Source organism: Pseudomonas sp. GW821-FHT09C09 (genome assembly GCF_059418105.1).
In genome coordinates, this window is record NZ_JBWKPF010000005.1 from 318,516 (window position 1) to 338,945 (window position 20,430).

The following is a 20,430-nucleotide window of genomic DNA, read 5'->3' on the forward strand; positions in this document are numbered from 1 at the left end:
AACTGGAACACTCGACCTGGTGGTTTTCGAGCCGATCGCGTGTGCCTGACGTTCAACGTCAGACGGGAAAGGATCTTCCCCAGGCGGGCACTTGTACATCGATCGAATCGAGGGGAGACCCTAATGAATTACAACTGGGACTGGGGCGTGTTCTTCAAGTCCACCGGCGTGGGCAGCGAGACCTATCTCGACTGGTTCATCTCCGGCCTGGGCTGGACCATCGCCATCGCCGTCGTGGCCTGGATCATCGCCCTGTTGCTGGGCTCGCTGCTGGGCATCATGCGCACCGTGCCGAACCGCATCGTGTCGGGCATCGCGACCTGCTACGTCGAACTGTTCCGCAACGTGCCGCTGCTGGTTCAGCTGTTCATCTGGTACTTCCTGGTACCCGACATGCTGCCGCAGAACCTGCAGGACTGGTACAAACAGGACCTGAACCCGACCACCTCGGCCTACCTGAGCGTTGTCGTGTGCCTGGGCCTGTTCACCGCTGCCCGGGTCTGCGAACAGGTTCGCACCGGTATCCAGGCGCTGCCGCGCGGCCAGGAATCCGCCGCACGTGCCATGGGTTTCAAGCTGCCGCAGATCTACTGGAACGTGCTGCTGCCCCAGGCCTACCGGATCATCATTCCGCCGCTCACCTCGGAATTCTTGAACGTGTTCAAGAACTCCTCGGTGGCCTCGCTGATCGGTCTGATGGAACTGCTGGCGCAAACCAAACAGACCGCCGAGTTCTCGGCCAACCTGTTTGAAGCGTTCACCCTGGCGACCCTGATCTATTTCACCCTGAACATGAGCCTGATGCTGCTGATGCGCATGGTCGAGAAGAAAGTCTCCGTGCCCGGCCTGATCTCCGTGGGGGGTAAATGATGGAATTCGATTTCAGTGGCATCGTCCCGGCCATTCCCGGCCTGTGGAACGGCATGCTGATGACCTTCAAGCTGATGGCGCTGGGCGTGGTCGGCGGGATCATTCTCGGTACCATCCTTGCGTTGTGCCGTCTGTCCCACAACAAACTGCTGTCGAACCTCGCTGGCGCCTACGTCAACTATTTCCGTTCGATCCCGCTGCTGCTGGTGATCACCTGGTTCTACCTGGCGGTGCCGTTCGTGCTGCGCTGGATCACCGGCGAAGACACCCCGATCGGCGCGTTCACCTCGTGCATCGTGGCCTTCATGATGTTCGAAGCGGCGTACTTCTGCGAAATCGTCCGTGCCGGCGTGCAGTCGATTCCCAAGGGCCAGATGGGCGCCGCCCAGGCACTGGGCATGACCTACGGCCAGATGATGCGCCTGATCATCCTGCCCCAGGCGTTCCGCAAGATGACCCCGCTGCTGCTGCAGCAGAGCATCATCCTGTTCCAGGACACCTCGCTGGTCTACACCGTGGGCCTGGTGGACTTCCTCAACTCCGCCCGCTCCAGCGGCGACATCATCGGACGCTCCAATGAGTTCCTGATCTTCGCCGGTGTCGTCTACTTCATCATCAGCTTTGCCGCCTCGCAGCTGGTCAAGCGTCTGCAAAAAAGGTTCGCCGTATGATCTCTATCAAGAACATCAACAAGTGGTATGGGGACTTCCAGGTGCTGACCGATTGCAGCACCGAGGTCAAAAAGGGTGAAGTGATCGTGGTCTGCGGTCCGTCCGGTTCGGGCAAGTCGACCCTGATCAAGTGCGTCAACGCGCTGGAGCCGTTCCAGAAAGGCGACATCGTGGTCGACGGCACCTCGATTGCCGACCCGAAGACCAACCTGCCGAAACTGCGCTCGCGCGTCGGCATGGTGTTCCAGCATTTCGAACTGTTCCCGCACCTGACCATCACCGAAAACCTGACCATCGCGCAGATCAAGGTGCTGGGCCGCAGCAAGGAAGAAGCGACCAAGAAAGGTCTGCAACTGCTTGATCGCGTCGGTCTGTCGGCTCACGCCCACAAGCACCCGGGTCAACTGTCCGGCGGCCAGCAACAGCGTGTGGCGATTGCCCGTGCGCTGGCGATGGACCCGATCGTCATGCTGTTCGACGAACCGACCTCGGCGCTGGACCCGGAAATGGTCAACGAAGTGCTCGACGTGATGGTGCAGCTGGCCCACGAAGGCATGACCATGATGTGCGTGACCCACGAAATGGGCTTCGCCCGCAAAGTGGCCGACCGCGTGATCTTCATGGATGCCGGCAAGATCATCGAAGACTGCAAGAAGGAAGAGTTCTTCGGCGACATCAGCCAGCGCTCCGAACGCGCGCAGCATTTCCTCGAGAAAATCCTGCAGCACTAAAAAACTGCGATCCCTGTGGGAGCGGGCTTGCCCGCGATGGGGCCCTGTCAGTTGTCGATGATGTCGACTGACAGACCGCTATCGCTGGCAAGCCAGCTCCCACAGGGGCAGTGGCAGCTTTCAGGTAAGTGTTGTGGTTGACCCAAGGCATCTGTGATGAAATGCGACCCCAATCTCTATCGCGCAACCACGCCATCACTTGCCGTGAAACCCCGTCTGATCCGCCATTTGTTCCTGCCGCCGCTGATCATCATCCTGATGGTCGGACTGGGTTACGCCGGCTTCTGGATCAGTGAACGCTTCGGCATTCGCAGCCTCAGCGAAAACGGCCAGCGCCAGCTCGAACTGAACGCCCGCGCCGTCGAAAGCGAAATCAGCAAATACACCTACCTGCCCAGCCTGCTGGAACTCGAATCGAGCGTTTCGCAGTTGCTCGGCGACCCGACCCCGGAACACCGGCAAACGGTCAACGATTACCTGGAAGGCCTGAACCGGCGCAGCCGCAGCCGGGCCATCTATGTCATGGACACCACCGGCCGCGTCATGGCCACCAGCAACTGGCGCGACGTCGACAGTTACCTCGGCGAAGACCTGTCCTTCCGCGCCTACTTCCAGAAGGCCGTGCGTGGCGAGCCCGGACGCTTCTACGGGATCGGCAGCACCAATGGCGAACCCGGCTATTACCTGGCCCACGGCCTGGAAGAACACGGCAAGATCATCGGCGTCGCGGTGGTCAAGGTGCGCATGGAAGCCATGGAAGAGCGCTGGCAACGGGCGCGCCTGGAGGCCTTCGTCAGTGACGAGAACGGCATCATCATTCTCTCCAGCGACCCGGCCCGACGTTTGAAATCCGTGGTGCCGCTGAGCGACGAGACCAAGGAAAAACTTGCCCGCAGCCTGCAGTACTACTGGTTCCCGCTCAACGAACTGCAACCGCTGGCCCGGGAAACCCTGGCCGAAGGCGTGGAGAAACTCACCTTCCCGGCCAACAGCGAAGTCCTGCCGCAACAGGACCGCGACGAAGAGAACATCAGCTACCTGGCACAGACCCGGCCATTGAGCGACACGCCGTGGAATTTCACCCTGCTCACGCCGCTACAGGACCTGCGGCGCGAGGCGATCAATCAGGGGATTCTGGTGGCCGTGGCCTTTGCGCTGGTGGCGTTCCTGCTGATTGCCTGGAACGAGCGGCGCAAGGTCATCGCCACCCGCCTCGCTGCCCGGGAAGCCTTGCAGGAAGCCAACAATCAGCTGGAGCGTCGGATTACCGAACGCACCGCCGACCTGCGCGCCAGCAACGAACGGCTCAAGAGTCAGATCCGCGAACGCCGTCAGGCCGAAGAAACCCTGCGCCGGGCCCAGGACGAACTGGTGCAGGCCGGCAAGCTCGCGGCCATCGGCCAGATGTCCACCAGCATCGCCCACGAACTGAACCAGCCACTCGCGGCGATGCGCACGCTGTCGGGCAATACCGTGCGTTTTCTGGAGCGCGGCCAGCTCGACGTCGCCAGCACCAACCTCAAGACCATCAACGACCTGATCGACCGCATGGGCCGGATCACCGCCAGCCTGCGCTCGTTCGCCCGGCGCGGTGACGACAAGGGCCGAGCCAGCCTCGGCAAAGCGGTGGACGCGGCACTGCAAGTGCTCGGCGCCCGTGTCGAAAAAGCCGCGCTGCAAGTGCATCGTCAGTTCTTAGATGAACAAGTGCAGATCGACCAGACGCGACTGGAACAGATTCTGGTTAACCTGATCGGCAACGCCCTCGACGCCATGCAGGCCCAACCGCTGCCGGAGCTGTGGCTGGAAGGCGAAGAATTCGACGGCAAATATCGCCTGCGGGTGCGCGACAACGGTCATGGCATCGATGCCGAAGCGCGCAAGCATCTGTTCGAACCGTTCTTCACCACCAAACCCGGCGAACAGGGTCTGGGCCTCGGCCTGACCCTTTCCGCCAGCCTGGCCGCCGCCACCGGCGGACATCTGGGTGTCGAGCACCCGGCCAGCGGTGGTACCACCTTCGTCCTCAGTTTACCGTTGGTAAGCCCTACTCCTGCCGAGCCAATATGAACAACGACCTTAGTGTGCTGATCGTCGAAGACGATCCCCATGTGCTGCTCGGCTGCCAGCAGGCACTGACCCTGGAAGACATTCCCTGCATCGGCGTCGGCAGTGCCGAAGAAGCGCTGGAGCGGGTCGGCGACAATTTCGCCGGCATCGTCATCAGTGACATCCGCCTGCCCGGCATCGACGGTCTGGAACTGCTGACCCGCCTCAAGCAACGGGACCGCAGCCTGCCGGTGGTGCTGATCACCGGTCACGGCGACATCTCCATGGCGGTCGGCGCGATGCAGAAAGGCGCCTACGACTTCATGGAAAAACCGTTCTCCCCGGAACGGCTGGTGGATGTGGCCCGGCGTGCGCTGGAGCAACGCAGCCTTGCTCGTGAGGTCTCGTCCCTGCGCCGGCAACTGGCCGAACGCGATTCCCTTGAAGGACGGATCATCGGTCGCTCGCCAGCGATGCAGAACCTGCGCGAACTGATCGCCAACGTCGCCGACACCTCGGCCAACGTGTTGATCGAAGGCGAAACCGGGACCGGCAAGGAACTGGTCGCCCGGTGCCTGCACGACTTCAGCCGGCGCCACACCAAACAGTTCGTCGCGCTGAACTGCGGCGGTCTGCCGGAAAACCTGTTCGAAAGCGAGATCTTCGGCCACGAGGCCAACGCCTTCACCGGCGCCGGCAAACGGCGGATCGGCAAGATCGAGCACGCCGACGGCGGCACGCTGTTCCTCGATGAAGTGGAAAGCATGCCACTGCCGTTGCAGATCAAACTGCTGCGGGTGTTGCAGGAGCGCACCCTCGAACGCCTCGGCTCGAACCAGAGCGTAGCGGTGGATTGCCGGGTGATCGCGGCGACCAAGTCCGACCTCGACGAATCGAGCAAGGCCGGGGAGTTTCGCAGCGACTTGTACTACCGCCTCAACGTGGTGACGCTGGAACTGCCGCCCCTGCGCGAACGCCGCGAAGACATCCTGCAACTCTTCGAACACTTCACCCAGCAATCGGCCCTGCGCTTCGACCGCGCGCTGCCGGAACTGGACAACCAGACCCTGTCGAGCTTGATGAGCCACGACTGGCCGGGCAACGTGCGCGAATTGCGCAACGTTGCCGAACGCTTCGCCCTCGGTTTGCCGGCGTTCAAGAAGTCCGGCGCCGGCAGCGGCGGCCAGGGTCTGGCGTTCGCCGAAGCGGTGGAAGCCTTCGAACGCAACCTGCTCAGCGATGCTCTGCAGCGCAGCGGCGGCAACCTGACCCAGGCCAGCCTGGAACTGGGCATGGCCAAGACCACGCTGTTCGACAAAGTGAAAAAATACGGCCTGAGCCATTAAGCGAGAACGATGTGGATCTGATTTTCAAAGCCTTCCTGGGTGCGGCGGTGGTGGTGATCCTCGCCATGCTGGCCAAGACCAAAAACTATTACATCGCCGGTCTGGTGCCGCTGTTTCCGACTTTTGCCCTGATCGCCCACTACATCGTCGGCAAGGGCCGCTCGGTCGATGACCTGAAGACCACCATCGTGTTCGGCATGTGGTCGATCATTCCCTACTTCGTTTATCTGGCGACGCTGTACGTGATGGTCGACCGGATGCGTCTCGAAGCTTCGCTGGCCGTGGCGGCTGTTGCGTGGCTGATGGCGGCGACGGTGCTGGTCAGCGTCTGGGTACGCCTGCACGCCTGAGCTGCCGTGCGGGAGAGGGCCTGGCCCGTCCCTTGCATTTACCCCCGAAAGCCCGCCCGGCCGGCGCTCATGTTCGATGAGGCCGGTGTCTGGGAGGGTCTGCCAAGGGTGAATTGCGACCTTGAATATTTTAGATCTCGACCACAGCCTGACCGGTCAGGCGTCCATCGCGCGGCTGCTCGACAGCGGCCGCGCCCGGCGCCTGGACCTGCTCGACCTGGGCCCGAAACTGCGGCTCTGGTCCAGCGAACGCACCTTCCGCCGCTTTGCCGAACGCCTGCGTGAGCGGCCCCGGCACAATGGCCCGGCACCGGAAATTTTCTTCGTCGGCTCCGGCGACTATCACCATCTGACCCCGGCCTTCCTGACTGATTTACCGGAGCCGGTAAGCCTGATCCACTTCGACAACCACCCCGACTGGGTGCACTTCGCGCCCCGCCGGCATTGCGGTTCATGGGTCAATCAGGCACTGAAACTGCCGAACATCGAACGCATCGTCACCCTCGGGCCGTGCAGCGACGACCTGCAAAATCCGCAGATCAAGGGCGGCAATCTCGGGGCCCTCAAACGCGGGGTGTTGCAGCTGTTTCCGTGGCAGCACCCGCCGTCGAAAGTCTGGGGCCGGGTCGGTGACGGCGCCGGCCATCAGCAACAGGAGAACCTGCTGCACTGGAACAACCTGGCCGATCAGGACTGGACGGCGTTTCTCGAGCGGATGATCGCCAGCCTTCCGACCCAGGCCGTGTGGATCACCATCGACAAGGACGTGCTGGCCAGTGAAGACGCCGCGACCAATTGGGATCAGGGCCAGATGCGCCTGAGCCATTTGCTTCAGGCCATTCGCAGCCTCGCCGCCAGCAAGCGCGTGATCGGCATCGACATCTGCGGCGAGTTCGCCCGCCCGGCTTTCAGCAACGCGTTCAAACGCTGGGAAGCCAAGTCCGACCAGCCGCCGGCCGAGCGCTGGAGCGAGACCGATCTGCTGCGCAACTCGGCGACCAATCAGGCGCTGATCGAGTTGTTCGAGGAGCTGTTCCCATGACCTTGACCGTGATTCTGCTGGTGGCGTTTTCCATCGTGCTCGACGTGATCGGCCAGCTCTGTTTCAAGCTTGGCCTGGACCGTTTGCCGGAACTGGAAGGCGGTTTTCGGCTCGGTGCGTTCTGGGGCCAGGTGTTCAACGCGCCGCTGCTGTGGTGCGGCATCGGCGCCTACGTGATCGAGTTTTTCGTCTGGCTCGAAGCCTTGTCCCGGGCGCCGCTGAGCCTGTTGTTCCCCGCTGCGGCGCTGGCCTATTGCGGCGTGGTGCTGACCGGCAAGGTGTTCCTCGGCGAAACCGTCAGCCGACGGCGCTGGATGGGCACTCTGGTGATTACGGCGGGCGTGATGCTCGTGTGTGTCGGCCATGCCTGATTCTCAACTCATACTCAAAAGGAATGGCTCGATGGATTGGCTGCACGGCCGCCTCGGCACCGTGGTGCTCTGGGCGTTGCTGATCTTTCTGGAAAGTGGCGGGCAGATCGCGACCAAGGTCGGCGGCGATCAACTGGGGCAGATGGACTTCACCCTGCAATGGCTGCTCAGCGTCGCCCAGGCGCCGGGCGTGCTGGTAGCAATTGCCTGCTACATCGGCGCGTTCTTTGTCTGGATGCTGATTCTGCGGCGCAGCAGCCTGTCACTGGCGTTTCCGCTCAGTTCGCTGGTGTTCGTCGGTGTACTGCTGGGATCGTGGCTGGGGCTCGGTGAAGAGATCAGCCTGCTGCACTGGGTGGGCGTGGCCGTGATCATGGGCGGCATTGCGCTGCTGGCCGAGGGCGAGGAAAACTGAGGTGAACGGTCGTGGGAGCCTGCAGGCTCCCACATTTCTTACGGTTCAATCCTTGCGATGCGCCACCAGAAATCCGAGGCCGTGGGCCACCGGAATATCCTTCACCCCCGCCTCCCGCTGCTGCCCGGCGATTTCCCGGTGAAACGCCTTGACCCGGGTCCAGTGCATTTTTGGCCGGTAGTGATGCTCGGCGTGGTAGCCGTTGTTCATCCACAGCAGGTTGTAGAGCGGGCTGTAGGCGCTGACGCCCCAGGCGATGGGCGAATCCGGGTTGCCGCCGAAATGCTCGTAATAACCGTTGAGCGACGATAGCGCCTGACCCAGATACCAGAACGGCAGCAACACCAGCACTGCCCGCCAGTCACAGATCGCCAGCCCCAGATAGAACGCCACTGTCACACCGATCTCCACCTTGACCCAACGCGCATCGGCGGGACGTTTGCGCTGCATCTCGTCGTAGATCGGCTTGGGGTCGTCGCGAAAGAAGCTCAGGAAGGTGTAGGCCCAGGGATTCTCGGGCTGACCGTCCTTGCCGCGCTGATAGATCGACAACGGATCGATGGTCTTGCCATCCGCCCCCGGCCGGTCCGAATTTCCGCGGTGATGACGGTTGTGGATATCGCGATAGAGGGTCTGGGAGAAACCGATGGTCACCGACAGCAACAGGTCAAAGGCCCGATTGAGCCATGCCGGGGTGAAGTAAGCGTTGTGGATCTGGTTGTGGGAAATGCTGTTGATGCTCCATGACAGGCTCACCGCATAGCCCAGCGCCAGCGGCAGCAGTGCCCACCAGGACAACGCGTGAAAGGCCAGGACCAGCCACACCACGAAGGCGAAATGGGCCAGGCCGAGGGCCACGGGAATCAGGTCCCACAACGAATGGGCCAGCAAACGGTAAGCAGGGCGAGCCATGAAGAACATCCTGAAACAATGGGTTCGTCACGGCTGTCTGCAAAGGCCAGACCAGTTCCCGTCTGGCCTACTTGAATTTATAGGCGATCGCCATCTGCACCTCGCCCTGATTGGTATCGCCGACGCTCTTGACGATGCTGCTGTCGGCCGCCGAACCGGTCAGGTGAATCCAGCTGGCGCTGGTCACCAGCGACCATTGCGGCCCAAGCGGGAACTCGAAGCTCTGGGTCAGCGCGATGTTCTGCAGGCCGCCGCCAGCGTTGTAGGCGCGGATGCCGGACGCCAGGGCTTCCTTGTCGCTGACCCCGAAGAACGTGTTGTTCTGCCGGGCGTTGGCGAAATGCGCGGTCAGATTGCTGCTGCCGATCACGCCGCCGCCCAGTGGATAACCGATCTCGCCGCCGACCCGACCGAGCACGCCGCCCTGCCCGCCATTACCGCCGATGGCCTGGCCAACGGACGCGAACACCCGCCAGAAGTCGGCCGGCGCGTACTGCACGAAGCCACCGGCCTCGGCCATGTCGGGCACATCGCGCAAACCGCGCAGTTCGCCGTTGGAGGTGCGGCCCGGCAGGTAATTCACATAAGGGCCGGCGCTGAAGCCGTTGGTCTTCAAGGCGCTCCAGGTCAGGCCGTCGTCGGTGCTAAGGCTGACGTCACCCCAGTCCAGATCCAGATAGGGTATCGGCCGTGTTTCATAACGGCTGCCACTCGGGTCGTGAGGCTGATAACCCAGGCCCACGCCCGCCTCCCCGGTGATGCCGTCCGCCATGGCGCTGGCTGAGAAAGCGCCCAGCGCTGCGAATAAAAACAGTGTCTTCCTCATCATGAGGCCATTCCTTTAATTGAACATGCACGCATCAATCCCCGGATGCCACCCACCGCGCAAGCACTCATGTTGTTTGTAGCAAGCTACAAAAATTGTAGCTTCAAATTACCAAAGCACCTCACCGGCCCCGCCGGCAAGGGGCTGATGGCACTTGGCACAGTCCCTGCTCTACCCCTCGGCAAGCGCACACAACGCGCTCTGACCAATAGGTAATGCAGATGATTGACTGGCATATCGTGTGTGATTTCGACGGGACCATCACCCGCACCGACGTGATCGACAGCATCCTCGAACGCTTCGCCGACCCGAGTTGGGAAACGATCGAAAACCAGTGGCTGGCCGGTGAAATCGGTTCCCGTGAATGCCTCAGCCGCCAGCTCTCGCTGGTCAAGGCCACGCCCGGCCAATTGCTGGAATTCTTCGACAGCATCGAGATCGATCCGGACTTCCCCGACTTCGTCGACCACGCCATCGGCCTTGGCGCTTCGTTCGAAGTGGTCAGCGACGGCATCGAGCAAGGCATCGCGCGGATTCTGTCGCGCAACTACGTGACCCTGCTGCCGATCCTCGCCAACCGCCTGCGACAGCTCGACCACGAAAGCTGGCGCATTGACTTCCCGCATTCCAGCGACGCCTGCCGCGCAGCGTCCGGCAACTGCAAATGCAAATCCACGCCGGGCAACAAACGGGTGCTGGTGATCGGGGACGGCCAGTCCGACATGTGCGTGTCGTCCACTGCCGACTTCGTCTTCGCCAAGGGTCGCCTCGCCGAGTACTGCGAACGCAACGCGATCCCTTACGCGCGCTTCGACAGCTTCGCCGAACTCCCGGCGCTGCTGGCGCTGCTGCCAAAAGCCAGCGCGGCCAACGCCACCGCTTTCAACTCCGACACCTTCAATACCGAAACCCAGGAACTCTTCCACCATGTCTGATATTCGAATCGCTACCCAGGAAGACCAGATCCTTCTGGAAAAAGAAGCCAAGTACTGCTCCTACGGCGACACCGTTCACTACATCGAACCGCCGCGCATCTTCAGCCGCTGCGAAGGCTCCTACGTCTGGGACACCGAAGACCAGGCCTACCTCGACCTGCAAATGTGGTACTCGGCGGTCAACTTCGGTTACGCCAACCCGCGCCTGAACAACGCGCTGAAACAGCAGATCGACACCCTGCCGCAGATCGCCAGCCAGTACCTGCACAAAGGCAAGATCGAGCTGTCGGAAATGATCGCCGTGGACGCCAAGAAGAAGTTCGGCCTCGACGGTCGCGTGCACTTCAACGTCGGCGGTTCGCAGTCCATCGAGGACTCGCTGAAAGTCGTGCGTAACGCCAGCAACGGCAAGAGCCTGATGTTCGCCTTCGAGGGCGGTTACCACGGACGTACCCTCGGCGCTTCGTCGATCACTTCCAGCTACCGCTATCGCCGCCGCTACGGCCACTTCGGCGAGCGCGCCAACTTCATCCCGTTCCCGTACCACTTCCGTGGCCCGAAAGGCATGACCAAGGAAGAATACGGCAGCCATTGCGTGCAGCAGTTCGCCCGTCTGTTCGAGACTGAATACAACGGCGTCTGGGACCCGAAAGTCGGCCAGAGCGAGTACGCCGCGTTCTACGTCGAGCCGATCCAGGGCACCGGCGGCTACGTGATTCCGCCGATGAACTTCTACAGCGAACTCAAGCATGTGCTGGACCAGCACGGCATCCTGATGGTGGTCGACGAAATCCAGATGGGTTTCTACCGCACCGGCAAGCTGTGGTCGATCGAACACTTCGACGTCAAACCGGACGTGATCGTCTTCGGCAAGGCACTGACCAACGGCCTCAACCCGCTGGGCGGCATCTGGGCCAAGGAAGAACTGATCAACCCGAAAGTCTTCCCGCCAGGCTCGACCCACTCCACCTTCGCCTCCAACCCGCTGGGCACCGCCGTGGGCCTGGAAATGTTCAAGATGACCAGCGAAGTCGACTACGGCGCGATGGTCATGGCCAAGGGCAAATACTTCCTCGAAGGCCTGCAGGACCTGCAGAAACGCTACCCGATCATCGGCGACGTCGATGGCCTGGGCCTGGCCCTGCGTTGCGAAATCTGCGCCCCGGACGGCTTCACCCCGGACAAGGCCACCCTGGACTTCATGGTCGAGGAAGGCATGAAGGGCGACATCGAGATCGACGGCCGCAAACTGGGCCTGATCCTCGACGTGGGCGGTTACTACAAGAACGTGATCACCCTCGCGCCATCGCTGGAAATCAGCTACCCGGAAATCGACCTGGGCATCGCCCTGCTCGACCGTCTGCTGGCCCGGGCGATGAAACGATGAACGCGGCCGGGATCGATCTGGGCGAAGGCGACGCCGGTTTCGTTCTCGGCACAGGGGAGGTCGCGGTGTTGTTGATCCACGGCCTCACCGGCACCCCGACGGAGTTGCGTCGGGTCGCCGTGGGACTGGCCAAGGCCGGTTGCACGGTGTACGTGCCGACCCTGGCCGGGCACTGCGGCGGCAATGCCGACCTGCAGGCCACCGGCTGGCGCGACTGGTACGAAGGCGTGCGCAAGACCTTCGTCGGCATTCGTCGTCAGCACAGCAAGGTATTCGTCGGCGGCCTGTCGATGGGTGCGGTGATGTCGATGTACGTGGCGTCCGAACACCCGGGTCAGGTCGCCGGATTACTGATGTATTCCACGACTTTGAAGTACGACGGCTGGAGCATCAACAAACTGGCGTTCCTCACGCCGTTGCTGATGAAAATCCCGTTCGGCGTACACATCTGCAAGTTCGAAGAGAAACCACCCTACGGCATCAAGAACGAGCGCCTGCGGGCCATCGTCGAACGGCAGATGAAGGAAGGCCACAGCAGTGAGGCCGGCCTGTTGACCATGGAAGGCGTGACCGTGCGCGAACTGCACCGGATGAACGCCGTGGTGCGCAAGCGCATGCCTTCGATCACCGTGCCGGCGCTGGTGCTGCATTCCATCGAGGACGACATCACCAGCCGCTGGAATGCCGACTATGTGGAACGCAAGCTCGGTGGCGAAGTGGTGAAAATCCTGCTCGACGACTGCTATCACATGATCACCGTCGACCTGCAGTACCGACGTGTCGTGGAACTGAGCGTGCAGTTCATCAACAACCATCGCACCGACCTTGCGCCCTCCGCTCATTCCCTGCCAACCGAGGAATACCGGCAGCGAGCGTGAAGCGCCTGCAAAACGACATGCCATGCCGGTTAAGGAAACGACGTGATCACGGCCCAAGCCTTTTCAACCATCGAAGCGATTGATCGCGACGCGTGGAATGCCTGCTTTCCCGAGGAGCTCGAAGACTGGGCCTATTATCGCGCCGTGGAACAGGCCGGCATCGACGGCTTTCACTGGCGCTATCTGGCGCTGTTTGAAGACGACCGGCTGATTGCGGCGGTCGTGGCCTTCACCACGGCCTATTCGCTCGACACCACCCTGCAAGGCACCGGCAAACGCTTGAGCCAGTGGCTGCGCAGTTGCTGGCCGGGGCTGTTCGACATTCGTCTTTACGCCCTCGGCTCGCCGGTGGCGGAGCAGTGCCATGTCGGCACGTACCCGTCGCTCGATCCGGCACGTTTGCCGGCGCTGTTCGCACGCCTGCTGAAACTGGCCCGAGAGGACGCGGATCAGGCCGGAGTCGGCCTGCTGGCGGTCAAGGATGCTTCACACCGCAACCCGCAATGGCTGCAGGCCTGCCGCGAGGCCGGTTTGCAAAGCATGCCGGGATTGCCCGGTGCCGAGCTGCCGATCAAATTTGCCTCGGTTGACGCTTACCTCGGCACCCTGGGCAAATCCACCCGCAAGGACCTGCGCCGGACCCTGCGCGGTTCAGGCCCGCGAATCGAATGGCGACGCTCGGTGGACGATCTGCTGCCGACCATGATGCGGCTTTACGAAGCGACCCTGGCACGCAGCGACCTGACCTTCGAATGCCTGCCGGCTGCGTATTTCCGCCAGGTGCTGGAACACCTCGACGAGCGTGCCGCCTGCGTTTTGTACTGGGTGGACGATGAGCTGGTGGCGTTCAATCTGGTGCTGCTGGACGAACAGCGGCTGGTGGACAAGTTCTTCGCCCACGATCTGGCCCGCACCCGCGAGCACAAACTGTACATGCGCAGCTGGCTGGCGAATGTCGGCTACTGTATTGAACACCGGATTCCGATCTACGCGTGCGGCCAGGCCGGTTATGCCAGTAAGCTGCGCCTGGGCTGTTCGTTCATCGGCAATACGGTGTTTTTCCGCCATCGCCACCCCGTACTCAATCACCTGCTGCGGCTGGTGAAGATTTTCATCCGCCCGGACCGTACCGATCCGGCCATGGCGACTGCGATAAGCGAACAACAATAAGCGAGCATGATGAGCAAAGACCGACGCGCCACCGCCCGACCCTTCGCCCTCTCCGGCTGGAGCCTGCAACGCAAACTGGTGCTGGCGTTCTGGCTGGTCAGCGTGATTCCGACCATGATCGCCGCGGAACTGGCGGCCACCACCCTGTCGCAGATTTTCGACAGCAACGTGCGGATCTGGCTGCAGGAATCGACCAAGATCGTCGAGGACGAGATCCGCGAGATCGTGCGCGACAATGCCCGGATCGCGCAGTTGTTCCTGCGCTACACCCGGCCACCCACGGACCGCCAGTCGGCCCGGCGCGACAAACTCACCGCCGACATCGCCGACTCCATGGGCATCGATGTGGTCGCACTGGTGCGCAACAGCGATCACAAAGTGGTGTTCAGCACCGCCGCCGATGACATCGTGCGGCAGATCAGCACCGCGCCCAAAGCCGTGCTGCAAACCCTGCAGGTCGGCGGCGTGGCGACCGGCGCCGTGGTGTCGACCTTCGAGAGCGAGCAGGACGGCACCGACTACAAACTGATCGTGGTGACCTACCTCGACAACAGCTTCCTCACCAGCGTCGCCGACGTGCATTCTCTGGACCTGCGCCTGTACCTGGCCAGAGACGCCGATTTCTCCGAGATCTTTTCCACCCAGCGCTTTGAAGATCACCCGGCAATCGTGCCCGCGAAAATCGAGGACCAGTTACGCAGTACCAAGCTGCCGATCGAGCAGTCGACCAAACGCTACAGCGGCATCTACCGACCGATTCTCAACGAAAACGGCGAACTGCAAGGCGTGGTGTTCAGCGGTCTGCTGCGCCACACCACGCTGGTCGGGCTGGTGAACCAGAGCAACCTGTTCATCCTGATTTTCATCCTCAGCTCGGCGGCTTCGCTGGCGGTGGGCTGGCTGGTGTCGGAGCGCATGACCAAGCCGCTGCGCGGTCTGGCCAAAGGCGTGCAAGCGGTGATCGCCGGGGATTACCGCCAGCGCCTGCCGGTCACTGGTGGCGATGAACTGGCGGAACTGAGCAGCATCTTCAACCACATGAGCGAACGCCTCGGCGAGTTGCAGCATCTGGAGTCGCAACTGCGGCGCCGCGACCGCCTGCATGCGCTGGGCGAAGTGGCGATGGGCCTGGCCCATGAAATCCGCAACCCGCTGGGCATCATCAAAACCGCCACGCAACTGCTGCACCGACGCGCCGACCTGCCGGAGACCGACAAGCGTCATCTGGAATACGTGGTCAGTGAAGTCAGCCGCATCAACGACCTGATCACCGAATTTCTCGACTTCGCCAAACCCAGTGCACCGCTGCGCTCGACCCAACTGGCACGGCCATTGGTGGATGAGCTGGTGGGTTTCTGCGCCCCGGAACTGGCCAGCCACAACATCGATGTGCAGATCGAGGACCGCGCGCCGGGTGCGACCCTGTACGCCGATGCACGGCAACTCAAGCAGGCGGGGCTGAACCTGATCGTCAACGCCATCGACGCCATGCCCGACGGCGGCCGTCTGACCCTGGGCATCCACAGCGATCAACACAACACGGTCATCAGCATCAGCGACACTGGCCAGGGCATCGAAGCGGACATGCTCGAACGGATTTTCACGCCGTTCGTCACCACCAAGGCGTCCGGCACCGGGCTCGGTCTGGCCAAAGTCTTCTCGATCATGGAAAACCATGACGGACGCATCGAATGCGTCAGCGAAAAAGATGCCGGAGCCACCTTCAGCCTGTACATTCCGGCCAACGGTGAAGATTTCGACGAGGACAGCGATGACGCATAACGTACTGGTGGTGGACGACGAGCCCAAGCTCTGCGACCTGCTGGCATCGGCCTTGAGTCAGAACGACATTGTGGTGTTCACCGCCGGCAACGGCCTGCACGCGCTCAAGGTGCTGGAGTCCGAAGACATCGATCTGGTGATCAGCGACTGGCGCATGCCCGGCATGGACGGCCCGCAACTGCTGGCGGAAATCAAGAACCGCTATCCGCAGTTGCCGGTGATCGTGATGACCGCCTACAGCACGGTGAAGAATGCCGTGCAGTCGATGCGCAACGGCGCCTTCGACTACATCGCCAAACCCTTCGACATCGATGAGCTGGACATCACCGTCAGCAAGGCCCTGCAGTTTCGCGACATCCTCAAAGACAACCTGCGCATGCGCGCCGAACTCGACGAGCACCAGCAGATCGACAGCCTGGTGGGCGACAGCCCGAGCTTTCGCCGGGTCTTGAGCGCGATCGATTCGGTGCGCGAAAGCAACGCCACCATCCTGCTGACCGGCGAAAGCGGCACCGGCAAGGAAATGGTCGCCCGGGCCATCCACAAACACGGCAACCGTGCCGACAAGCCGTTTGTCGCAGTCAACTGCGCGGCGATCCCGGAAGGGCTGCTGGAAAGTGAAATGTTCGGCCACCGCAAAGGCGCATTCACCGGTGCGGTGGCGGATCGGGTCGGGCGTTTTCAGCAGGCGGACAAGGGCACGCTGTTTCTCGATGAAATCGGCGAAATGCCTTTGGCGTTGCAGGCGAAAATCCTCCGCGCCTTGCAGGAACGCATCATCGAACCGGTGGGCGATCCACGCGAGCGCAAGGTCGATGTGCGGGTCATCGCCGCGACCAACAAGAACTTGCTGGACGCGGTGGCCAACAAGGAATTTCGCGAAGACCTGTATTACCGCCTCAACGTGTTCCCGATTCCATTGCCGGCCCTGCGGGAACGGGTCGAAGACATTGCCCCGCTGGCCCGGCATTTCGCCCATACCCTGGGCGCTGCGGCGGGCAAACGCTTCAGCGGTTTCAGTGCCGAAGCGTTGCAGGCGATGGCCCGCTATTCGTGGCCGGGAAACATTCGTGAACTGCAGAACTGCGTCGAGCGCGCGACCATCGTGGCGTCCGGCGCGGAGATTGAAGAGCAGGACTTGCCGGCCTATCTGTTCGCCTCACAACCGACCCAGTCGGGAGCGCTGGTCGCCGAAGGCAGCGTGCCGGCGGACCTGGAAGCGGCGCTGGCAGAGGTGGAAAAGGCCTACATCCTCGCCGCGCTGGCCCAGAGCAACGGCGTGCAGGCTGCGGCGGCGCAACTGATCGGGATTTCCGAGCGCAGCTTCTGGTATCGCCTGAAGAAACTGGGGATTCACGTCGACAAGATCGTCCGCTGATCCGGGTTCCCGGGCGTTGCCCGGGAACCTCGCGGCTTCAATTCACCGTGCCGCCCTTCGCCTCGCTCATGATCTGCCGGATCGCCCCGACAAAGGTGTCCACCGGCTGCCCGCCAGTCACCGCGTATTGCCCGTTGAACACCACGGTCGGCACCGAGCTCACACCCCGCGACAGCCACAATTGTTCTTCCTGGCGCACGTCATTGGCGAACTCGTCGGACGCCAGAATCGCCTCGGCGCGCTGCCGATCCAGACCCACGCTTTCGGCAATCTCTGCCAGTTGTCCGTGATCGGACGGGTTACCGCCATCGGTGAAATACGCCTTGAACAGCGCCTCTTTCAACGGCAACTGCAAGCCCTCCTCGCCCGCCCAGTGCAGCAGCCGATGCGCATCAAAGGTGTTGTAGATGCGGCTGTTGGAATCGGTGCGGAAGGCGAAACCGACGTCGGCGCCACGGGCGCGGATCACTTCACGGTTCTTCTGTGACTGCTCCGGGGTCGAGCCGTATTTTTCCTGGATATGCTCGCCGATGTTCTGCCCTTCGGCGCCCATCTTCGGGTTCAGCTCGAACGGCTGGAAACGGATCTCGGCCTGCACCTCGTCGCGCAGAATCTCCAGCGCCCGCAGCAAACCGTACAGACCGACGACGCACCACGGGCAGGACACGTCGCTGACAAAATCGATTTTCAGGGCAGAACTCATCGCGCACCTCGCACATTTGCTTTAGCTGAAAGCCTGCACGATACACCTCATATGAATGGGGTGTCAGACAGCTCCGGGACACATGAAGATGTCGGACGTATCCGCATGACTGAACCAGGCATACCGCTAGTCTGAAAAGTACCCTGACCTGTAAGTTCTGACAGTCGACAGTCATCAGCAGCAACCGTCCAATCAGATCTTGTACGCCATCCCGTGTTGAGAGCATGGCGCTATCTCTTGGAGGCAACCGCATGGTCAGTTTATCGAGCAACACCAACGCTTCGACTCAGACACTTGTCTTTTCAACGGATCCAAATCCCTTGGGCACAATGGCGGATGTCCCTCCGTTCATCCCGGGGGCGAAAGCGCTGGCAAATAACGTCTACGGCGTGAACCGCAACATGGTGAATAGCGATCGTCGGGGGTTATTGGGTTACTTTCTTCCGTACCCAGCCATGGACAGTCTGGACTCCATACAGTTACGCATCGGGACACCTCCCAGACCTGTCGGAGCCCCCATCCCGGTGGGACTAAACGTCGACAAACCTGTACCGTTTTACCTGCCAACTGATCTTCTGAATCAGTTGTATTCCTTCCCAATCCCCATGCCTGATGCGTTGCCGCTGGTATTCACTGTCACACGCCCCAGCGGAAATACAAATACCTCTCCACCCCTGCCTCTGCTGTTCAAACCCTTCGGTCCTGGCGAAGCAGATACCCGGCCCGATCTTCCCAACAACCAGGGGCTGGCACTGCCGATTCCCTCGGAGACGGTAATCGACAAACCCGTGCTGGACAACGGCATGATCGTCACCGTGCCGCAGTACCTGTATCAGGCAATCGGCGACACGGTTTATCTGATGGTAGGCCCGCTTGTCGTGAGCGTAACGGTCAGCGCTCTGGGGGATGTATTTTTTGACTTGCCACCCGACTTCCTGGCCAGACTGCCCAACACCGACAAGGTGCCGGTCAGTTATGAAATCGTCGATCTGGTGGAGAACGGCAGTGGATGGTCAAGCGCAGTCATGCTTTCCCTGAAGCCTACCGATGTGCTTCTCGCGGCCCCTCTGGTGGATGAAGCGGATGCTGCAAACAATCTTGACTACAGCAGTCTGGCCGGCGCTGCAGCAACGGTTCTTTTGACGGACCAATTCAGCATTGGCGATTATGTAGTACTCACCATTGCCCTGTTTACTTCAGGGGGTGACCGGGTCGAACATGCGATCGAAAGGACGGTGGCGGCCAACAGCCGGCTTTTGCAAATACCGTTGCCAAACGAGCTCATTCGAAACGTCATCAAAGGTCTGTTTACGCTCAGCTATACGAAAGAACGCGGCACGATCATCCAAAACTCCAAGTCCGCTACCGTGACCGTCAGCGCAAGCAAATCCGAAAGCCCCGCCGCCGCCCCGACCATTACCGAACAGCAAGGAGGCGAACTACCTGCGGACACCCCGCTGGCGCATGTCGTGATCCCCAGATACTGGCCATTGGTCAACGGTGCAACGATTACGATGATCTGGCAGATAACCGGATCAGACGGGGTGGTGAACATGTATATGTTCAGTCAATTCATTGTCGATGCAACCCAGGAGGTTGTCTTCACCGTGCTTGCCGAGTACATCGAACGGTTCCCTGGCAAACCATTGATCGTCGCCTACAAAATCGAAAATCCGGGAGCGCCCTCAGTCCAGTCCGAACCGTTGCAGCTTCAGATCGGTGCCCCACAAACACAGACGCCTACAATTACCGCTGCAATCAACACCCAGACAAACCAGCCTGTACCTGATGGCGGTACCACGACGGCAGGTAGTGTGACCGTGAGCGGGGATGCATCAGCAAATGAAAACCTGGAGATCCGAAACGGAACGATACTCCTAGATAACACCACGGCGGGATCGAATGGCACTTGGCGCTTCACATTTGCAGTCAGCGGATCCAACAGTTATCAAATAATGGCTAAAGCGCAGTCTGGCGGCCAACCTGTATCGAACACTTGGAGTTTTCGCGTTAGCGCACCTCTTTATCTGGGCCCCAACCATCACCTCCCCTTGTCGAACTATTTTCTGGTGCCCAACCAACCACCAATGTCACCGCCTGCCCAGGGAACCTATCTCCGCACCGCCTCAGGAGGCAGTGGAGGCTTCAACTATCAGTCCTCAAATACCTTAGTCGCGAGAGTGAACCCGACTTCGGGGCTGATAACGGCTTGCGGCAATGGCTCAGCGACAATCACAGTCAGAGACAGCTCGGGTCAAACAGCGTCCTTTGTTCTAACCATATCCGGCATTACCCTGGTGACGCTTGGTGGTCTGGTGAGCTGGCCGGGTTATCCAAATCACATAGAGGGCCAGCGCTGGCGGGCGACAGCACTTTCCGTTACAGAGATGGCTGTATTTCGAGCGATCTACTTCAACGGAACGCCAGTCGCTTCATTTCTCGGTTGGCCCGCAGGTTTGTATTGGTCAAATACCAACAATGATCAAGTGGGAGGTATAGCCTATGCCTATGATTTGAATGCGACGTATGACCGAGGCGCTATCGCCCACCCTGACACCCCTCTCTACCATGTCAGGAAAATCTGATCAGAAGCTCGTCATATCGGTTTCCGATC

Annotated in this window: 19 protein-coding genes; 16 read left to right on the forward strand and 3 right to left on the reverse strand. The window is 61.2% G+C overall.

What is annotated here, in order from left to right:
* Positions 1-123: 123 nt before the first annotated feature.
* The 9 genes from AC07NR_RS18035 (at position 124) to AC07NR_RS18075 (ending at position 7,845) form a co-directional block, all read left to right on the forward strand.
* Positions 124-870 (forward strand): amino acid ABC transporter permease, encoded by a 747-nt coding sequence (locus AC07NR_RS18035; protein WP_179693890.1) that lies wholly within the window; start codon positions 124-126, stop codon positions 868-870.
* The gene (locus tag AC07NR_RS18040) at positions 870-1,541 is read left to right on the forward strand and encodes an amino acid ABC transporter permease (RefSeq protein ID WP_495079204.1); all 672 of its coding nucleotides are present in this window, start codon (positions 870-872) and stop codon (positions 1,539-1,541) included. The genes AC07NR_RS18035 and AC07NR_RS18040 overlap by 1 nt, the downstream gene beginning before the upstream one ends.
* Entirely contained in the window at positions 1,538-2,272 is a 735-nt protein-coding gene (locus AC07NR_RS18045) for an amino acid ABC transporter ATP-binding protein (RefSeq protein WP_085709475.1), read from the forward strand. The genes AC07NR_RS18040 and AC07NR_RS18045 overlap by 4 nt, the downstream gene beginning before the upstream one ends.
* A 156-nt stretch (positions 2,273-2,428) precedes the next feature.
* Entirely contained in the window at positions 2,429-4,342 is a 1,914-nt protein-coding gene (gene aauS, locus AC07NR_RS18050) for a two-component sensor histidine kinase AauS (RefSeq protein WP_495079074.1), read from the forward strand.
* Positions 4,339-5,667 (forward strand): two-component response regulator AauR, encoded by a 1,329-nt coding sequence (gene aauR / locus AC07NR_RS18055; RefSeq protein ID WP_085709473.1) that lies wholly within the window; start codon positions 4,339-4,341, stop codon positions 5,665-5,667. The genes aauS and aauR overlap by 4 nt, the downstream gene beginning before the upstream one ends.
* A 20-nt stretch (positions 5,668-5,687) precedes the next feature.
* A complete protein-coding gene (locus AC07NR_RS18060) occupies positions 5,688-6,017 on the forward strand; it encodes a GlpM family protein (protein WP_167443801.1) in 330 nt (109 codons plus the stop codon).
* Positions 6,018-6,138: 121 nt separating this feature from the next.
* Positions 6,139-7,059 carry an arginase family protein gene (locus tag AC07NR_RS18065; protein ID WP_495079075.1) on the forward strand — a complete coding sequence of 307 codons (921 nt, stop codon included), beginning with the start codon at positions 6,139-6,141 and terminating at the stop codon, positions 7,057-7,059.
* Complete coding sequence (locus tag AC07NR_RS18070; RefSeq protein WP_495079076.1) at positions 7,056-7,430, forward strand: DMT family transporter; 375 nt, start codon at positions 7,056-7,058, stop codon at positions 7,428-7,430. The genes AC07NR_RS18065 and AC07NR_RS18070 overlap by 4 nt, the downstream gene beginning before the upstream one ends.
* Before the next feature lie 31 nt (positions 7,431-7,461).
* Positions 7,462-7,845: a DMT family transporter gene (locus tag AC07NR_RS18075; RefSeq protein WP_495079077.1), complete on the forward strand. Its 384-nt coding sequence runs from the start codon at positions 7,462-7,464 to the stop codon at positions 7,843-7,845.
* A gap of 45 nt (positions 7,846-7,890) precedes the next feature.
* On the opposite strand, the gene AC07NR_RS18080 is transcribed toward AC07NR_RS18075, so the two are convergent.
* Positions 7,891-8,757 (reverse strand): fatty acid desaturase family protein, encoded by an 867-nt coding sequence (locus AC07NR_RS18080; RefSeq protein WP_495079078.1) that lies wholly within the window; start codon positions 8,755-8,757, stop codon positions 7,891-7,893.
* Positions 8,758-8,824: 67 nt separating this feature from the next.
* Positions 8,825-9,586, reverse strand: a complete 762-nt coding sequence (locus AC07NR_RS18085; RefSeq protein WP_119427771.1) for a MipA/OmpV family protein — start codon at positions 9,584-9,586, stop codon at positions 8,825-8,827.
* A gap of 218 nt (positions 9,587-9,804) precedes the next feature.
* Here AC07NR_RS18085 and AC07NR_RS18090 point away from each other — a divergent pair, with 218 nt between their 5' ends.
* From AC07NR_RS18090 to AC07NR_RS18115, 6 genes are read left to right on the forward strand one after another with little or no spacing between them, the layout of a single operon-like run.
* A complete protein-coding gene (locus AC07NR_RS18090) occupies positions 9,805-10,518 on the forward strand; it encodes an HAD-IB family phosphatase (protein WP_085709466.1) in 714 nt (237 codons plus the stop codon).
* Positions 10,511-11,905 carry an aspartate aminotransferase family protein gene (locus AC07NR_RS18095; RefSeq protein ID WP_169431726.1) on the forward strand — a complete coding sequence of 465 codons (1,395 nt, stop codon included), beginning with the start codon at positions 10,511-10,513 and terminating at the stop codon, positions 11,903-11,905. Before AC07NR_RS18090 ends, AC07NR_RS18095 begins: the two co-directional genes overlap by 8 nt.
* Positions 11,902-12,783, forward strand: a complete 882-nt coding sequence (locus tag AC07NR_RS18100; RefSeq protein ID WP_085709464.1) for an alpha/beta hydrolase — start codon at positions 11,902-11,904, stop codon at positions 12,781-12,783. Before AC07NR_RS18095 ends, AC07NR_RS18100 begins: the two co-directional genes overlap by 4 nt.
* A gap of 42 nt (positions 12,784-12,825) precedes the next feature.
* Positions 12,826-13,953, forward strand: coding sequence for a GNAT family N-acetyltransferase (locus tag AC07NR_RS18105; RefSeq protein ID WP_495079079.1), 1,128 nt, complete (start codon positions 12,826-12,828; stop codon positions 13,951-13,953).
* Positions 13,954-13,959: 6 nt separating this feature from the next.
* Entirely contained in the window at positions 13,960-15,735 is a 1,776-nt protein-coding gene (locus AC07NR_RS18110; protein ID WP_114885259.1) for a sensor histidine kinase, read from the forward strand.
* The gene (locus AC07NR_RS18115) at positions 15,725-17,113 is read left to right on the forward strand and encodes a sigma-54-dependent transcriptional regulator (protein ID WP_495079080.1); all 1,389 of its coding nucleotides are present in this window, start codon (positions 15,725-15,727) and stop codon (positions 17,111-17,113) included. Before AC07NR_RS18110 ends, AC07NR_RS18115 begins: the two co-directional genes overlap by 11 nt.
* Positions 17,114-17,150: 37 nt before the next feature.
* On the opposite strand, the gene AC07NR_RS18120 is transcribed toward AC07NR_RS18115, so the two are convergent.
* The gene (locus AC07NR_RS18120) at positions 17,151-17,816 is read right to left on the reverse strand and encodes a DsbA family oxidoreductase (protein ID WP_495079081.1); all 666 of its coding nucleotides are present in this window, start codon (positions 17,814-17,816) and stop codon (positions 17,151-17,153) included.
* A gap of 251 nt (positions 17,817-18,067) precedes the next feature.
* On the opposite strand from AC07NR_RS18120, the gene AC07NR_RS18125 reads away from it, so the two are divergent.
* Positions 18,068-20,401, forward strand: coding sequence for an immunoglobulin-like domain-containing protein (locus AC07NR_RS18125; protein WP_495079082.1), 2,334 nt, complete (start codon positions 18,068-18,070; stop codon positions 20,399-20,401).
* Positions 20,402-20,430 lie beyond the last annotated feature (29 nt).

What these genes read in the sequence shown, in the direction of transcription:
- AC07NR_RS18035 (WP_179693890.1), top strand. Translation starts at nt 124, where the DNA reads ATGAATTACAACTGGGACTGGGGCGTGTTCTTCAAGTCCACCGGCGTG.
- AC07NR_RS18040 (WP_495079204.1), top strand. Translation starts at nt 870, where the DNA reads ATGGAATTCGATTTCAGTGGCATCGTCCCGGCCATTCCCGGCCTGTGG.
- AC07NR_RS18045 (WP_085709475.1), top strand. Translation starts at nt 1,538, where the DNA reads ATGATCTCTATCAAGAACATCAACAAGTGGTATGGGGACTTCCAGGTG.
- aauS (WP_495079074.1), top strand. Translation starts at nt 2,429, where the DNA reads ATGAAATGCGACCCCAATCTCTATCGCGCAACCACGCCATCACTTGCC.
- aauR (WP_085709473.1), top strand. Translation starts at nt 4,339, where the DNA reads ATGAACAACGACCTTAGTGTGCTGATCGTCGAAGACGATCCCCATGTG.
- AC07NR_RS18070 (WP_495079076.1), top strand. Translation starts at nt 7,056, where the DNA reads ATGACCTTGACCGTGATTCTGCTGGTGGCGTTTTCCATCGTGCTCGAC.
- AC07NR_RS18075 (WP_495079077.1), top strand. Translation starts at nt 7,462, where the DNA reads ATGGATTGGCTGCACGGCCGCCTCGGCACCGTGGTGCTCTGGGCGTTG.
- AC07NR_RS18080 (WP_495079078.1), bottom strand. Translation starts at nt 8,757, where the DNA reads ATGGCTCGCCCTGCTTACCGTTTGCTGGCCCATTCGTTGTGGGACCTG.
- AC07NR_RS18085 (WP_119427771.1), bottom strand. Translation starts at nt 9,586, where the DNA reads ATGATGAGGAAGACACTGTTTTTATTCGCAGCGCTGGGCGCTTTCTCA.
- AC07NR_RS18090 (WP_085709466.1), top strand. Translation starts at nt 9,805, where the DNA reads ATGATTGACTGGCATATCGTGTGTGATTTCGACGGGACCATCACCCGC.
- AC07NR_RS18095 (WP_169431726.1), top strand. Translation starts at nt 10,511, where the DNA reads ATGTCTGATATTCGAATCGCTACCCAGGAAGACCAGATCCTTCTGGAA.
- AC07NR_RS18100 (WP_085709464.1), top strand. Translation starts at nt 11,902, where the DNA reads ATGAACGCGGCCGGGATCGATCTGGGCGAAGGCGACGCCGGTTTCGTT.
- AC07NR_RS18110 (WP_114885259.1), top strand. Translation starts at nt 13,960, where the DNA reads ATGATGAGCAAAGACCGACGCGCCACCGCCCGACCCTTCGCCCTCTCC.
- AC07NR_RS18115 (WP_495079080.1), top strand. Translation starts at nt 15,725, where the DNA reads ATGACGCATAACGTACTGGTGGTGGACGACGAGCCCAAGCTCTGCGAC.
- AC07NR_RS18120 (WP_495079081.1), bottom strand. Translation starts at nt 17,816, where the DNA reads ATGAGTTCTGCCCTGAAAATCGATTTTGTCAGCGACGTGTCCTGCCCG.
- AC07NR_RS18125 (WP_495079082.1), top strand. Translation starts at nt 18,068, where the DNA reads ATGGTCAGTTTATCGAGCAACACCAACGCTTCGACTCAGACACTTGTC.